Annotated in this window: 14 protein-coding genes; 12 read left to right on the top strand and 2 right to left on the bottom strand. The window is 46.6% G+C overall.

The window, feature by feature from the left end:
• From CYJ37_RS13595 to CYJ37_RS13550, 10 genes are all read left to right on the top strand, one after another.
• The coding region (locus CYJ37_RS13595) for an exodeoxyribonuclease VII large subunit (protein WP_308302696.1) at positions 1–520 on the top strand (520 nt) is incomplete at its 5' end.
• Positions 521–525: 5 nt separating this feature from the next.
• Positions 526–759: an exodeoxyribonuclease VII small subunit gene (locus CYJ37_RS13590; RefSeq protein WP_009794959.1), complete on the top strand. Its 234-nt coding sequence runs from the start codon at positions 526–528 to the stop codon at positions 757–759.
• Positions 759–1,655, top strand: coding sequence for a polyprenyl synthetase family protein (locus tag CYJ37_RS13585; RefSeq protein ID WP_009794960.1), 897 nt, complete (start codon positions 759–761; stop codon positions 1,653–1,655). The genes CYJ37_RS13590 and CYJ37_RS13585 overlap by 1 nt, the downstream gene beginning before the upstream one ends.
• Positions 1,656–2,018: 363 nt before the next feature.
• Positions 2,019–3,911: a 1-deoxy-D-xylulose-5-phosphate synthase gene (dxs, locus tag CYJ37_RS13580; protein ID WP_094767090.1), complete on the top strand. Its 1,893-nt coding sequence runs from the start codon at positions 2,019–2,021 to the stop codon at positions 3,909–3,911.
• Between the two features lie 3 nt (positions 3,912–3,914).
• On the top strand, positions 3,915–4,760 hold the full coding sequence (locus CYJ37_RS13575; RefSeq protein ID WP_009794963.1) for a TlyA family RNA methyltransferase: 846 nt from the start codon (positions 3,915–3,917) through the stop codon (positions 4,758–4,760).
• 157 nt (positions 4,761–4,917) lie between these two features.
• Complete coding sequence (ahrC, locus tag CYJ37_RS13570; RefSeq protein ID WP_009794964.1) at positions 4,918–5,367, top strand: transcriptional regulator AhrC/ArgR; 450 nt, start codon at positions 4,918–4,920, stop codon at positions 5,365–5,367.
• 16 nt (positions 5,368–5,383) lie between these two features.
• Complete coding sequence (gene recN / locus CYJ37_RS13565; RefSeq protein ID WP_101550256.1) at positions 5,384–7,075, top strand: DNA repair protein RecN; 1,692 nt, start codon at positions 5,384–5,386, stop codon at positions 7,073–7,075.
• 112 nt (positions 7,076–7,187) lie between these two features.
• A complete protein-coding gene (gene spoIVB, locus CYJ37_RS13560) occupies positions 7,188–8,483 on the top strand; it encodes a SpoIVB peptidase (protein ID WP_009794966.1) in 1,296 nt (431 codons plus the stop codon).
• A 267-nt stretch (positions 8,484–8,750) separates the two neighbouring features.
• Positions 8,751–9,539 (top strand): sporulation transcription factor Spo0A, encoded by a 789-nt coding sequence (gene spo0A, locus CYJ37_RS13555; protein ID WP_009794968.1) that lies wholly within the window; start codon positions 8,751–8,753, stop codon positions 9,537–9,539.
• A gap of 234 nt (positions 9,540–9,773) precedes the next feature.
• A complete protein-coding gene (locus CYJ37_RS13550; protein WP_257964233.1) occupies positions 9,774–11,348 on the top strand; it encodes a DUF342 domain-containing protein in 1,575 nt (524 codons plus the stop codon).
• A 7-nt stretch (positions 11,349–11,355) separates the two neighbouring features.
• Here the strand turns inward: CYJ37_RS13550 and CYJ37_RS13545 are convergent, their stop codons facing one another.
• Both CYJ37_RS13545 and CYJ37_RS13540 read right to left on the bottom strand, forming a co-directional pair.
• Positions 11,356–11,490, bottom strand: a complete 135-nt coding sequence (locus CYJ37_RS13545) for a YycC family protein (protein ID WP_009794970.1) — start codon at positions 11,488–11,490, stop codon at positions 11,356–11,358.
• A gap of 154 nt (positions 11,491–11,644) precedes the next feature.
• Complete coding sequence (locus CYJ37_RS13540; RefSeq protein ID WP_009794971.1) at positions 11,645–11,905, bottom strand: DUF2627 domain-containing protein; 261 nt, start codon at positions 11,903–11,905, stop codon at positions 11,645–11,647.
• Between the two features lie 148 nt (positions 11,906–12,053).
• Between CYJ37_RS13540 and CYJ37_RS13535 the strand changes: the two genes are divergently transcribed.
• Positions 12,054–14,132, top strand: a complete 2,079-nt coding sequence (locus tag CYJ37_RS13535; RefSeq protein ID WP_009794972.1) for a sigma-54 interaction domain-containing protein — start codon at positions 12,054–12,056, stop codon at positions 14,130–14,132.
• Between the two features lie 134 nt (positions 14,133–14,266).
• Positions 14,267–15,169, top strand: coding sequence for a phosphate butyryltransferase (gene yqiS / locus CYJ37_RS13530; protein WP_035403056.1), 903 nt, complete (start codon positions 14,267–14,269; stop codon positions 15,167–15,169).
• Positions 15,170–15,192: the final 23 nt, after the last annotated feature.

The raw sequence follows: 15,192 nt of genomic DNA, 5'->3' as shown, positions 1-15,192 counted from the left end.
AAACCGCCAGTCCAGGCTTATCAGAGCGATGAGGGAAAGAGCAGTCCTGCAGCGGGAACGATTGGGCAGACTGCAGAAATCATATGCCTTCCGCTATCCGCAGCGGCTGTACGAACAGAAGCTAGAACAGGCAGACAAGATGACAGAACAGCTGAAAAAGAGCGCAGGCAGGCTTGCAGAGCTGAAACGCGAGGAGCGGGACAGGCTGCTGCAAAGGCTCTTGAGGAATCATCCAAATGATTTGTACAAGGAAGCGAAGGAAACCCATTTACGCGGCAGCCGTGCACTCGGCAAGGCTATGAAAGAAGTTTTGACCAAGAAGCAGAAGGAATTCAGCGGCATGGTTTCAACCCTTGAGGCGCTGAGCCCGCTTAAGATTATGGACAGAGGCTACAGCTTGGCCTATAGCGGGGAAGGCGAGCTCCTGAAGAGTGTCTCCCAGGTTGAAAAGGGCGATGATGTCCAGGTGAAATTGGCTGATGGAACTTTTAATTGCAAGGTGACAGGCAAAGAGGAGTGATAGAAATGGCTGCAGAAGAAAAACTCACATTCGAAGAAGCGATGAAAAAGCTTGAAGGAATTGTAGAAAAGCTGGAAGAAGGCGATGTGCCGCTCGAAGAGGCCATTGCCATCTATAAGCAGGGCATGGAGCTGTCCAAGCTGTGCCATGATAAGCTGCAAAGGGTGGAAGAACAGCTGACGGAGGTTCTGACAGAAGAAGGCAGGAAAGAACCGTTTGTCATCGAGGAGGAGGAGTAATGGTGCCGAATGTACAGCTTGATTCTTTTTCAGAGGTCCATATAAAGATGCTTGAGCGTGAGCTGGAGGAAAGTGTCAGCAGACTGGCCGCCCCGGAGGTTCTGAAAAAGGCCATGCATTATTCTCTGCAGGCCGGGGGCAAAAGGATCAGGCCGCTCCTCGTATTCGCTACTCTCAAGGCTTTTGGGGAAGATACAAAAAAAGGCCTGCAGGCTGCAGCTGCTGTGGAGATGATCCATACCTACTCCCTTATCCATGATGACCTCCCAAGCATGGACGATGATGATCTCAGGCGGGGGAAGCCGACCAGCCATAAAGTGTTTGGCGAGGCAAATGCCATCCTTGCTGGAGACGCACTGCTGACATACAGCTTCCAGCTTCTTGCACAGATGGCTCCTGAGGATGCTGATGCGGAAGTGAAGCTTGCTTTGATCAATGAGCTTGCAAGGGCTTCGGGTGCTGAAGGCATGGTAGGCGGCCAGACGGCAGATATTGAGGGAGAGGACAAAGACCTTGATCTTGAAGAGCTTGAATACATACATGTGCACAAAACCGGGAAGCTTCTTGCATTCAGTGTAGCAGCAGGGGCTCTCCTCTCGCGTGCAGAGGAAAGCAGGCTGAAAAGCCTGAATGAATTTGCCCACCATCTGGGCCTTGCTTTCCAAATCAGGGATGATATCCTCGACCTGGAAGGAAATGAAGAGGTCCTTGGAAAGCCGGTTGGCAGTGATGAAACCAACAATAAAAGCACCTACCCATCCATTCTCACTATGGAAGGAGCAAACAAGGCGCTTGAACATCATATAGGGATGGCAAAGGCCCGGCTGCAGGAAACAGGCCTTGAAATCCAGCTGCTGGAAGAGATAACCAATCTGGTGGCGAACAGGGATCACTGATTAATTGGCAGTTTCTGCTGATCCTGCAGCTGCCGGATATGAGAAGGAAGCCGTTTGCCGCATCGGGCCAACGGCTTTTTCTTTGGTCAGGAAGTGATTGATTTTCAGCTTATAGACAGGACAGAATTCCCTTTTTGCATTCAGCAGCTATGCTTTTCTTTAGTGAAACGGTTCCTGCCCTCCAGCAGATCTGGATGTCCCATAAGGGAAATCAGTTGGAAAATCGCCTGCAATGCGTTACTCTTATGGTACAATGCAGGGAATGTGCTACATTTTGTTGTGGAAAATTGTCATATCGTTATAATAAAAGAGAATTAATAATAACAGTGATTTAAAAAGAAATGAAAGTGAGTGATCCAAGACATGGATCTATTATCGATTAAGGACCCTTCATTTTTAAAAGGGCTCTCCAATAAAGAACTGGAAGATCTCAGCCAGGATATCAGGAATTTTCTTATAGAAAAACTTTCAGTGACAGGCGGCCATATCGGACCCAACCTAGGAGTCGTTGAACTGACGATCGCCCTCCACAAATGCTTTGAAAGCCCAAAGGACAAGTTTCTCTGGGATGTGGGCCACCAGTCTTATGTCCATAAGATCCTTACAGGCAGAGCCTGTGAATTTGATACCCTCAGGCAGTATAAAGGACTGTGCGGTTTTCCGAAGCGGATTGAAAGCGAACATGATGTTTGGGAGACCGGCCACAGCTCGACTTCTTTATCAGCGGCCATGGGCATGGTCATTGCGAGGGATTTGAAAAAAGAGGATTCCCATATCGTCCCGATCATCGGGGATGGCGCACTGACAGGCGGGATGGCGCTTGAAGCGCTCAATCATATCGGACACGAGCAAAAGAATATGATTGTCATCCTCAATGATAATGAAATGTCGATTGCACCAAATGTCGGGGCCCTGCACAATGTTCTCGGGAAACTCCGGACAGCCGGCAAGTATCAGTGGGTGAAGGATGAGCTCGAGCTTCTCCTCAAAAAAATCCCTGCTGTCGGCGGAAAGCTTGCTTCAACTGCTGAAAGAGTAAAAGACAGCTTGAAATATCTTCTGGTTTCGGGCATGTTTTTTGAGGAAATGGGCTTTACCTACTTAGGCCCGATCGATGGCCATAATTTTGAAGAGCTGTTTGAAACGCTCAGCTATGCAAAGAAAACAGAAGGTCCTGTCCTTCTGCATGTGATCACTAAGAAGGGGAAAGGCTATTCCCCTGCTGAAAAGGATACAGTCGGGACCTGGCACGGGACAGGCCCATACAAAATTGATACAGGCGACTTTGTTAAACCGATCAACCCGCCGCCTGCCTGGAGCAAGCTTGTCAGTGAAACCGTAAGGAAGCTGGCGAGGAAGGACAGCAGGATTGTTGCAATCACTCCTGCCATGCCTGTAGGATCAAAGCTTGAAGGCTTTGCCAGCGAGTTCCCGGACCGCATGTTTGATGTGGGTATAGCGGAGCAGCATGCAACAACTGTCGCAGCAGGGCTTGCCACACAAAATATGAAGCCGTTCCTGGCGATCTATTCGACCTTCCTGCAGCGTGCCTATGACCAGGTGGTGCATGACATATGCCGCCAGAACCTGAATGTCTTCATCGGAATCGACCGTGCAGGCCTTGTGGGCGCTGACGGTGAAACCCACCAGGGTGTATTTGACATCGCCTTCATGAGGCATGTGCCAAATCTGGTGATGATGATGCCGAAAGATGAAAATGAAGGCCAGCATATGGTCAACACTGCTCTTGCTTATGATGACGGCCCGATTGCGATGCGTTTCCCGAGGGGCAACGGAATCGGTGTGCCGATGGATGAGACGCTGATCAAAATTCCTATCGGCACTTGGGAAGTGCTGAAGGAAGGGGACGATGCTGCAATCCTTACCTTTGGAACAACCATCCCGATGGCGATGGAAGCAGCAGCCCAGCTGGAAAGGCAGGGCTACTCTATCAAAGTCGTCAATGCCAGATTTATCAAGCCGCTGGATAAAAAAATGCTGACAGAAATATTAGGTTTGAATATGCCGATACTAACCATAGAAGAAGCCATCCTGCAGGGCGGTTTCGGAAGTGCCGTCCTTGAGTTTGCCCATGAAAACGGCTTCCATCAGGCAGCAATCGAGCGTATGGGAATCCCTGATGAGTATATTGAACATGGAAGCGTAAAGGAACTGCTCGAAGAAATCGGCCTGACCTCTGAGATGGCCGTACAAAAGCTCGCAAAACTGGCGAGAAAAAAACAAAAAAGGGCTTAACAGATGAAAAGTAAGAAAGAACGTTTAGATGTATTGCTCGTAGAAAGAGGGCTTATCGAGACAAGGGAAAAGGCAAAGCGCGCCATCATGGCCGGACTTGTCTATACGAACGAGAGCCGCCTCGATAAGCCTGGTGAAAAGGTAGGCGCCGATATTCCGCTCACAGTGAAAGGCAAGCTGATCCCCTATGTCAGCCGCGGCGGACTGAAGCTTGAAAAGGCGATCAAAGAGTTCGATGTCGACATTTCAGGCAAGGTGCTTCTTGATATAGGAGCATCAACCGGCGGCTTCACTGACTGTGCGCTGCAGAATGGGGCGAAAATGTCATATGCATTGGATGTAGGCTATAATCAGCTTGCCTGGAAGCTGAGGCAGGACGAGCGGGTGGAGGTAATGGAAAGGACCAACTTCCGCTATGTGACTCCTGCCGATCTGGCAGGGGAGATGCCTGATTTTGCGTCGATTGATGTATCATTTATTAGCTTGAAGCTTATTCTGCCTGTTCTAAAAACCCTGCTGGTTCCCGGGAGTGATGTTATTGCGCTTGTAAAGCCGCAGTTTGAAGCAGGACGTGAGCAGGTCGGAAAAAAAGGGATTGTCCGCGATCCCAAGGTCCATGCCGACGTCATTGACCGCATGATCCGCTTTTCCCTGGAACAGGGATATGATGTCAGAAACCTTTCCTATTCCCCGATAACAGGAGGGGACGGCAATATTGAGTTCCTTCTTCACCTGAGGTGGGAAGGGGAAAAGGAAACAGGCATAAACGGACTTTCTGCTTCCGTGGATGAAATAGTCAAGGAAGCTCATGCCGAGCTGAAATCAAAGCAGCAGAAAGAAGAGGAATAAGCATCATGCTTATTCCTTTTTTTCGGCGCTGGACCATCGAATTATGGCGGTTCTTGGCTATTCGTGCTGTCTATTGCAGAAAAAATTGTACATTCAGCAGAAAATCGGCTAACATATGGATAGAAATCAGGTTTCGACTGCCTATAGAGGTGATAAAGTGAATAAAGGACAACGACATATCAAAATAAGAGACATCATAGCCAATAATGATATTGAAACACAGGATGATCTTGTGGACGAGCTGAAAAATGCCGGTTTTAATGTGACCCAGGCAACTGTGTCAAGAGATATAAAAGAGCTTCATCTTGTAAAAGTTCCTTTAATGGATGGAAGATATAAATACAGCCTGCCGGCGGATCAAAGGTTCAATCCGCTGCAGAAACTAAAACGCAATTTAATGGATGCTTTTGTCCGGATTGATACTGCCGGCCATTTGCTGGTTATGAAAACGTTGCCCGGGAATGCGATGGCAATCGGCGCACTGATAGACAATCTTGACTGGGAAGAAATTCTCGGTACGATTTGCGGCGACGATACCTGCCTGATCATCTGCAAAACACCTGAAGATACTGAAGTGATATCCAACCGCTTCATCGATATGCTTTAAATTGGGGTGAAATTCTTTGCTAAGTGAATTATCCATTAAAAATTTCGCTATTATAGAAGCCCTTTCTGTTTCATTTGAAAAGGGCTTAACTGTATTGACTGGGGAAACGGGCGCAGGCAAATCGATCATCATCGATGCCATCCACCTTTTAGTGGGCGGACGGGGGTCTTCGGAGTTTGTCCGGCACGGCGAGCAGAAAGCTGAGATCGAGGGTCTTTTCCAAATAGACGGCCAGGATCATCCCTGTTATAAAAAATCAAGGGAATTTGGGATTGACATCGAGGACGGGATGGTGGTCCTTCGCCGGGATATCTCACGGACAGGCAAGAGTGTATGCCGGGTCAATGGAAAGCTGGTGACCATTTCTGCACTCCGGGAAATCGGATCTACTATCATCGACATCCATGGACAGCATGAGCACCAGGAATTGATGGATGAAACCCTGCATTTATCTTTGCTTGACCAGTTTGGCTCTGAGGAAATCATGCCGGCCCTGCATGAATACCGGGAAGTATTCCAATCTTATGAACAAACAGCCAAAAAGCTCAAGAATTTGAGTGAGAACGAACAGCAGATGGCCCACAGGCTTGATCTGATTCAATTTCAGCTGGAGGAAATTGAGGGAGCCGGGCTGAAAATCAACGAAGACGAAGAGCTTTATGAAGAAAAAACGAAGCTGGGGAACTTCGAAAGGATTTATGACAGCATGCAGGCTGGCTATACTGCTCTTCAAGGGGAGCAAAAGGGGCTGGACTGGATCGGCCTTGTTATGGGCCATCTGCAGGAAGCAGCTGAACTGGATCCTGAATATAAGGAAATGGCAGATGCTATATCCAACAGTTTTTATATGCTTGAGGATGTTTCAAGCAGTCTGAGGAGCAAGCTTGATTTTCTTGAATATGATCCTGCCAGGCTGAATGAGATTGAAGAAAGGCTGACAGAAATCAATCAGCTCAAAAGGAAATACGGCAAGACAATCGAGGAAATCCTTGAATATGCATCAGGGATAGAAGAAGAAATTGAGACATTGCAGAATAAGGAAACACATATTGATCAGCTTCAAAAGGAGCTTTCTTCCCTTCAGAAGGATTTAAGCCTTGAAGCCGAGCAATTAAGCAGGCTTCGGAGAAAGAGCGCCAAAAAGCTGACCTCTCTCATCCATAAGGAACTGAAAGAGCTGTATATGTCGAAAACGGTGTTCGAAGTGAAATTTGAGGAATTGTCCAGCCGGGGCTACCATCGCAACGGTGCTGACAAGATAGAATTTTATATATCCACCAATCCGGGCGAACCGCTCAAGCCCCTTTCCAAAGTCGCCTCGGGCGGTGAGCTGTCCAGAATCATGCTGGCTTTGAAAAGCATCTTCTCGAAGCATCAGGGGGTCACATCGATTATCTTTGATGAGGTTGACACAGGAGTCAGCGGACGCGTCGCACAGGCAATCGCTGAGAAGATTCACCATGTTTCAAGGGATTCACAGGTTCTCTGTATTTCCCACCTTCCACAGGTTGCTGCAATGGCAGATACACATCTGTTCATCGCAAAGTCTACGCGTGATGGAAGAACTAAAACAACAGTGAAACCGCTCAATTCCGAGGATAAAATCAAGGAAATCGGCCGGATGATATCCGGGGTGGAAATCACTGATTTGACGAAAGAGCATGCTAAGGAATTGCTCCAGCTTGCCCAGCAAATAAAAATAACTTGAAAAGCTATCCAAAGAGGGTAGCTTTTTTTATATGGCCAAAGGTTATAAGTTCTCACTAAGGAGGCAAAATTAAAGATGTAGCCATTTGACGTGTGGACTAGAAGCGAGGAGAGTGAAGGTTTTGAATTTAGAGCTACTAAGAAGAATAATTGGTGGAATTCTCCTTGTTTCATTAATTGCAGCAGGGTTTTCCAAACCCTTTCAAGAATATATCAGCATTCCCAAAGAGATTACCCTATTTGAAGGTGAAACATACAATTTCAGCAAGGCGGCACCTGTGTCTGCGTCAATGAAAACAGAAGCGGCGGCAGCTCTCAAGCAGGAGGGAAGCGAGGTTGCCGTAAAGGGAAAGAAAATTGGAAAAGACGAAATGCTGCTTGAACTGGCAGGATTTCCAGTTAAAAAAGTTGATGTGAATGTATTGAGGGATTTTAAGGTCATTCCCGGAGGCCAGTCAATCGGGGTTAAACTGAATACGGTCGGGGTGCTGGTTGTCGGCCATCACCTTGTGGATGCAAAAGACGGCAAAGCTTCCCCCGGCGAAACTGCAGGGATTAAAGTAGGAGATATCATCACGCAGATAAACGGACAAAATATTGAGAAGATGTCCGATGTGGCACCCTTTGTCCAGGAAGCCGGACAGACGGGCAAGGCAATGAAGATCACACTTACAAGGGAAAATGGCAAAATCAGCACCGAACTGACACCCCTTAAAGATAAGGCGGAAAATAATTTTAAACTGGGCCTGTATATTAGGGATTCTGCAGCCGGAATCGGCACCATGACCTTTTATCATCCAGGTTCTATGAAGTATGGGGCCCTCGGCCATGTTATAAGTGATATGGATACAAAAAAACCGATCGTGGTCGATGATGGACAAATTGTCCGTTCGACTGTTACATCCATTGAAAAAGGAAGCAACGGGAATCCAGGCGAAAAGCTCGCAAGATTTTCTTCAGATAAACAGGTTATTGGGAATATTAAAAGAAACAGTCCCTTTGGCATTTTTGGCGAACTGAACAGGGGCATGAAAAACGGCGTGCTTGATAAGCCGATGCCTATAGCGCTTTCGCATCAGGTGAAAGAGGGGCCGGCCCAGATTCTTACGGTTGTAGATGATGACGAGGTAGACCTGTTTGATATTGAAATTGTCAGCACTATACCACAGAAGTTCCCTGCAACAAAAGGGATGGTCATCAAAGTGACAGATCCTGAACTGCTGGATAAAACAGGCGGTATTGTTCAGGGGATGAGCGGGAGCCCGATCATTCAGAACGAAAAGGTTGTCGGGGCAGTCACGCACGTATTCGTGAATGATCCTACCAGCGGGTACGGAGTCCATATCGAGTGGATGCTCAATGAAGCAGGAATAGATATTTATGAAAAAAGCGAAGAAAAAGCAAGCTGAAATGTGTGGAGGAAGAAGGCGTGCATGGGGCCTTCTTTTTTCTTTTGTGAGCTCTAAAGAAAAATCGACAAAAACCAGCCAAATGATCAATGTATATGCGAATAAAGTCGAATGAGGAAGAAAACAGAAGAAAAATAAAGGTTTTATCAGGTTTTTAAGAAAAATTCAAAAAACAAAAGGAATTTCGTTTGCATTGTCGAATTTGTCATTTAGAATAGAACTAGATAGAAAAAGAGACCACAAATGGATTTGAGGAGGAAACAATACGTGAGAAAAATAAAAGTATGTATCGTGGATGACAATCGCGAGCTTGTCGGGCTTCTGGAGGAATATATCGCATCCCAGGATGACATGGAAGTGAGCGGGGTGGCCCATAATGGCCAGGAATGCCTGGAGGTACTGGAAGAAACTGAACCGGACGTTCTAGTCCTTGATATAATCATGCCGCATCTGGATGGGCTTGGAGTGCTTGAAAAGCTGCGTGAATCACGGAGATCATCGATGCCGAATGTCATCATGCTTACAGCTTTCGGCCAGGAGGATGTTACGAAAAAAGCGGTGGATCTTGGGGCTTCCTATTTCATCCTCAAACCATTTGATATGGAGAATCTCGCCGGCCATATCCGCCAGGTAAGCGGCAAGTCCAACCCGGTCATCCGCAAGTCCCAGTCATCCGCCTACAGAAGCCAAGAATCCAAGCCTAAAAATCTTGATGCAAGCATCACAAGCATCATTCATGAAATTGGTGTGCCTGCCCACATTAAAGGTTATTTATACTTGCGCGAAGCAATATCCATGGTCTATAACGATATTGAACTGCTCGGATCCATTACAAAGGTTCTTTACCCGGATATCGCCAAAAAGTATAATACCACTGCCAGCAGGGTGGAAAGGGCAATCCGCCATGCGATCGAGGTAGCATGGAGCAGGGGGAATATCGATAGCATTTCTTCTCTTTTCGGCTACACTGTAAGCATGACAAAAGCCAAGCCCACCAACTCGGAATTCATCGCAATGGTTGCTGATAAACTGCGCCTGGAGCATAAAGCTTCTTGAAAGGGCTAGGCATTTTTTAGGGTTTTTTAATTTATGCCGCGACTGCCTGAAAGAAGGCCTTAAAAATGAAATCATATACTTTTAAAGGAGAGCATTCCATTCTGGGGTGCTTTTTATTTTGGCTAAAAGGACAGGATAATGGCAAATATTCTGTTAGTTTATGAAGGAACCTGCCAAAATGCCTATTTTTCCGCTATAATGAATACAAATGCCTGCTGGAAAGGGAATAGTCCTATGGAAATATTTTCTGATGAGTCGCTAAGAATTGAATGTGAAGAAGATGAAGTTTATATAACTGTTCTCAGAAAAGGCTATTCTTTAAAAAGTCTGGAAAAAGAACTGTTGAATTTTCCGAGAATTTCAATTACAAAATTTATGGTACTGAAAGAGGCGCTTGAACTGGCCGATTCAGGAAGGAAGCTTATTGGCGAACTGAAACCCCTGGCAGCTGTAAGCCTTAGCAGGGACATGATGGAAGCAAAGCTCCGGCTGAACTGCACGGAAGCTTATTTCAATGCAGAATTTAAGACTATAGCCGATCAAATAGCCTTACAGCTTCAGGAACTCGGGGTGGAACATGCGATTGAGGAGGATGTGCTGAGAAGCGTCCCTGTGCAAAAGGAAGCTGTCATTGCAAAGGGCCTTCCTCCCCGGCATGGAAGCGATGCTGTCATCTGCTATTTTGAGCAGAGTGAAAGGAAGCCCGCCATAAGGGAAGACGGCACCGCGAATTATTATGATATGAACTTCATTGATGAGGTTCAGGAAGGGGATTGGCTCGGCGAGAAAATTCCTGCAGAAGAAGGGGTTTTTGGTGAAACGCTGACAGGAGATCCGGTTCCTCCGTTAAAAGGAAAAGATAAAAAACTGCTTTATGACAAAAAAACGGTAAAAGCTTGTGAAGAGGACGGTAAAATGGTGCTGAGGGCGTTATGCGACGGTGTTGTCACATTCCGGGGCGGCAAGGTATCTGTAGGCCGCCATCTAGTCATAGAAGGCGATGCAGGCCCTGAAACAGGCAATATCGAATTTGATGGAAGCATTACAGTCAGGGGTATTGTCAAGCCGGGCTACAGCGTCAATGCTTCTCTTGACATTTCTATTTTAGGAGAACTCGGCATCAGCGGGTTTAAAGAAATCGTTTCGGAAAAAGGGGATATTTTCATTAAAGGAGGCGCGTTCGGCCAGGGATCCGGCATGATAAAGGCGGGAAAGAATATTTATATAAAGCACTCTAATGAATGCAGCCTGACAGCAGGCGGTGATATTCATATCGGCTATTATTCGATCGGCGGAATACTGAAAGGAAGAAACATCTTTGCGGATGAAAGAAAAGGAAAGCTGATAGGAGGCCTGATAGAGGCTAAAGGAAGGGTGCAGGCCGGCATCATCGGCAACAGGCTGGAAAGGAAAACGATTATACAGATTGAAGGATTTGACAGAAATACAGTCAACGAAGAGCTTGAGACACTCCTTCTTGCATACCGAAAAAGGGCCGCTGAAATGGAAAAAGGCAAAAAGCAGCTTGAAATCTTCGAACAATACATAAATCAGCTGAGCGACAAGCAGCAGAAGCAGTATGAACAGACATTAAGCCTGTTTGAGAGGCAGATGGAGGAAATCGCCGTACTTGACCATCAAAGGAAGATATTGACGGGCCTGCTTGAGACGAAGGGTGAAGGGGAAGTATCCATCCTGCAGGTCGCATATCCGGAAACGCAGCTCCAGATTAAAAGCCAATCAAGAAAGCTGGATACTTCAGTCAGGGGCACCTTCTATGCTGTCAGGAACAGCATGCATTTCGAATAGGCCTTCATCAATTCTTTTTTTCAAGTTCCATCATCTTCTGTATTAAAATATGCTGGGGCATGTGCATGATTTGCTCTAGTGGAACATTGAGCTTCTCGGCAAGCTTGATTGCCGTTTCGGGGGAAATCTGCAATGGCTTCATCTCCGTCCCTCCTTTCTGAATATCAGCTGCAAATGATAAAATTCCAATAATAATACTTATCTGCAAAGAACAGCACCCCGGCAGCGAACGGGGTGCTGTTCTTTATATAACGGGAATGAAATATTCAGTGCTCCCGGGTTGCCTGTGTAAATAATCAATCAGCCTTTTTAGCCTGGATCCTCTCTCTTCTAAAACGGTCCTGCACCTTATTCCTTTTTCGGTCGCGGTACAGTATGAAGCCGGCGACAAACCCCAGCCCCAGCAAAAAGAAAAGCAGGCCGGCCAGGAATTGAAGCCATAAATAGGGGAAAGGGCTTTGGAGAATGCCAAATACCATATCCCTCATCAGTTTAACACCAATGGCAGCAATAAAGCCGGGTATCAATAAAACAACTAATGCAGCGATTCTTATCATATTTTGCCCCTTATTTAAAAAAGTCTCTTCATCGGTAATGATAAATTATAGAAGAAATTTGTCAAGCATGGAGAAAATAATTACAATAGTATTGAAAGATCTTGCAGACTATCAGTGAAAAAATCTTCGTACTAAGAGAGGGATAGCCATGCAGACAGTTATGATAGTCGGTGCCGGAAAAGGCGGAACGGCCATTTTGCGGCTCCTGAGAGAAACGGCGGTCCTTGATGTATCGGCAGTTGTCGATATCAATGACAATGCTCCGGGAATCCAGCTTGCACGCCTGGAAGGGATTCGGACCGGTCCCGATTGGAGAGAATACATAAAAGAAGATCCAGATATCATCATTGAAGTGACGGGTGAAGAGAAGGTTTTTATCGATCTCAGGGAAGCACGGTCGAAAAATACAGTGCTTATTCCCGGAAGTGTAGCCTTTCTTATCAGCAAGCTGCTTGAGGAAAAAGAAGAGCTTATTGAGGAATTCAAAAATGAAACATATAAGCATGACCTGATTTTCAATTCTACGGACGATGGAATGGTCGTTGTCAATGGAGAAGGCCGGATCATCCTCTTTAATCGAAGCGCCGAAAGGATGACAGGCATCCCAGGCGGAAAGGCAATCGGAAAACACGTACTTGATGTGATACCAGGCAGCTGCCTTCCGAGGGTACTGGAAACGAAAAGGACAGAGCTGAATCAGGAGCTTGTGCTTGCGAATGGACTGGAAATCATAACGACCAGGATACCGATGATTGGGGAAAAGGGAGAGCTGATCGGTGCGTTCTCTGTTTTTAAGGATATTACCGAAGTAGTCAATCTCGCCGAAGAAATCACAAACCTGAAAGAAATACAAACCATGCTCCAGGCTATCATCCAATCAAGCGATGAAGCGATTTCGGTGGTGGATGAAAATGGAAAGGGGCTGCTGATCAATCCGGCTTATACAAGGATCACTGGACTGACAGAGGAGCAGGTAATCGGACAGCCGGCAACGGCAGATATTTCTGAAGGAGAAAGTGTACATATGAAGGTCCTTCAGTCGAGAAGGGCAGTAAGGGGGGCGGCGATGAGAGTCGGCCCCGGCAAAAAGGAAGTGGTTGTCAATGTCGCTCCGGTAATTGTGGACGGCAAGCTGAAGGGCAGCGTAGGTGTCATCCATGATATGTCAGAAATCAAAAGCCTGAACAGGGAACTTACTAGGGCACGGCAAATTATCCGTACGCTTGAAGCAAAATATTCTTTTGAGGATATTATCGGCACATCCGAAGAAATGACATTGGCGATTGAGCAGGCAAAGCTGGGGGCTAAAACGCCGGCAACCATTCTTCTCAGGGGAGAGTCCGGAACGGGCAAGGAATTGTTTGCCCATGCCATCCACAATGCTAGCGGGAGAAAATACAATAAATTTATAAGGGTCAATTGTGCGGCCTTGTCGGAAACCCTGCTGGAAAGCGAGCTTTTTGGCTACGAGGAGGGCGCCTTTTCCGGCGCCAAACGGGGAGGGAAGCGCGGCCTGTTTGAAGAGGCCCATAACGGCAGCATTTTCCTCGATGAAATTGGCGAAATGACAGCCAATACACAGGCCAAGCTGCTAAGGGTGCTGCAGGAGAATGAGATCACAAGAGTTGGCGGCACTAAGCCGATTCCGATAAATGTAAGGATCATTGCTGCGACCAATGTAAATCTGGAAAAGGGGATTGCTGCCGGCACTTTCCGTGAGGATTTATATTACCGGATAAACAGGATGCCGATACATATTCCTCCTTTAAGGAATAGAAAGCAGGATATTCCACAGCTCTGCAGCAGGCTGATCCAGAAGATCAATCAGGAATATGGGCGCAATGTCGATAAGGCTTCGGAAGAGGCTATATCAGCACTTATGTCCTATGACTGGCCGGGCAATGTAAGGGAACTGGATAATATTCTGGGGCGCGCCATTATTTTTATGGGCTATCATGAAACGGAAATTGAAGTAAGGCATCTTCCTGAAATGATTTTGAAGCAGCATAAGGGTGAAACGCCAGCAAGTTCAGTTCCGGAAGAATATGGCGGGAATGACGCCCCGCTTGCCGAGCTTGTCGAAAACTTTGAAGCCTCCATGATTAAAAGGGCCCTGGATAAGCATAATGGCAATAAAACGGCAGCTGCCAAAAGCCTGGGATTGTCTGTCCGGAATTTGTATTATAAGCTTGAAAAATATAACCTTGCAAATAATGGCGTGCAATAATTTTCATAGCGTGAAAAATTTTGCAGGTTCTTTAGTGGGATGAATAAAGCGTTTTCAGTAAATGTAGGCTGGCACATTTCTTGCATAGTATAATATTGGTGTCGCAGCATTTGATTAAAGGGGTTGAAAACAAATTGAGGTTGAGCTCGCTCATAGAAAAAGCAGCAGGAAACAGAAAACAGACAGTCGCAGTTGCCGCAGCAGAAGACCATGAAGTAATGGACGCAGTAGCGGAAGCGGCCAAGCGCAATTTGGCTCATTTTAAATTATTCGGCGACGGAGAAGCAATTGAAGAACTGATCTATAATAGAAATCTTGCGGCTGCGGGTGGAAGGATAGAAGTTATCCATGCACGAACAGCAGAAGCAGCAGCTGAAATGGCTGTAAGGGCAGTAAGCCAAAAAGAAGCCAGTGTGCTGATGAAAGGCAATCTTTCAACTTCGATCATATTAAAAGCAGTGCTTAATAAAGATTATGGGCTTAGAACGGGCAGTGTCCTTTCCCATGCAGCTGTTTTTGAAGTGCCTGGCTACGACAGGCTCATCATCATTACGGATGCAGCCATGAATATTGCGCCGGATTTGAAGCAGAAAGAGCAAATCATTAATAATACAGTCAAGATTGCGAGAAGCATAGGCATCGACAATCCAAAGGTGGCTCCGATTGCTGCCGTTGAAACGGTCAATCCTTCTATGCAGGCAACTTTGGATGCTGCCGCTCTGGCCATGATGAATAAAAGGGGCCAGATCAGAAACTGCATTGTTGACGGCCCGCTTGCACTGGATAATGCAATCTCGCCAGCGGCAGCCGAGCATAAAGGAATCAGCAGCGAAGTTGCAGGAAATGCAGATATACTGCTTGTCCCTGCTATTGAGACAGGCAATGCTTTATATAAATCGCTTATGTATTTCGCAGGTGCAAAGGTCGGGGCAGTCATTGCAGGCGCCAAAGCGCCGATCGTCCTGACATCACGGGCTGATTCGGCAGATAGCAAGCTGAACTCACTCGCTTTGGCCCTTTGCTCTGCATCATCTTAATTTTTTTGAAAAACAGGGGAGGA

It is taken from the genome of Bacillus sp. UMB0728 (assembly GCF_002858875.1).
Taxonomy (GTDB): Bacteria; Bacillota; Bacilli; order Bacillales; family Cytobacillaceae; genus Bacillus_AB; species Bacillus_AB infantis.
The sequence above is the reverse complement of the archived record's forward strand: the minus strand, read 5'-3'. Positions and strand labels throughout refer to the sequence as shown.

Excerpts from the sequence above, each read along its gene's own strand:
- CYJ37_RS13585 (WP_009794960.1), top strand. The coding sequence starts at position 759 with ATGGTGCCGAATGTACAGCTTGATTCTTTTTCAGAGGTCCATATAAAG.
- CYJ37_RS13575 (WP_009794963.1), top strand. The coding sequence starts at position 3,915 with ATGAAAAGTAAGAAAGAACGTTTAGATGTATTGCTCGTAGAAAGAGGG.
- CYJ37_RS13545 (WP_009794970.1), bottom strand. The coding sequence starts at position 11,490 with ATGAAGCCATTGCAGATTTCCCCCGAAACGGCAATCAAGCTTGCCGAG.
- CYJ37_RS13550 (WP_257964233.1), top strand. The coding sequence starts at position 9,774 with ATGGAAATATTTTCTGATGAGTCGCTAAGAATTGAATGTGAAGAAGAT.
- dxs (WP_094767090.1), top strand. The coding sequence starts at position 2,019 with ATGGATCTATTATCGATTAAGGACCCTTCATTTTTAAAAGGGCTCTCC.
- CYJ37_RS13590 (WP_009794959.1), top strand. The coding sequence starts at position 526 with ATGGCTGCAGAAGAAAAACTCACATTCGAAGAAGCGATGAAAAAGCTT.
- CYJ37_RS13540 (WP_009794971.1), bottom strand. The coding sequence starts at position 11,905 with ATGATAAGAATCGCTGCATTAGTTGTTTTATTGATACCCGGCTTTATT.
- CYJ37_RS13535 (WP_009794972.1), top strand. The coding sequence starts at position 12,054 with ATGCAGACAGTTATGATAGTCGGTGCCGGAAAAGGCGGAACGGCCATT.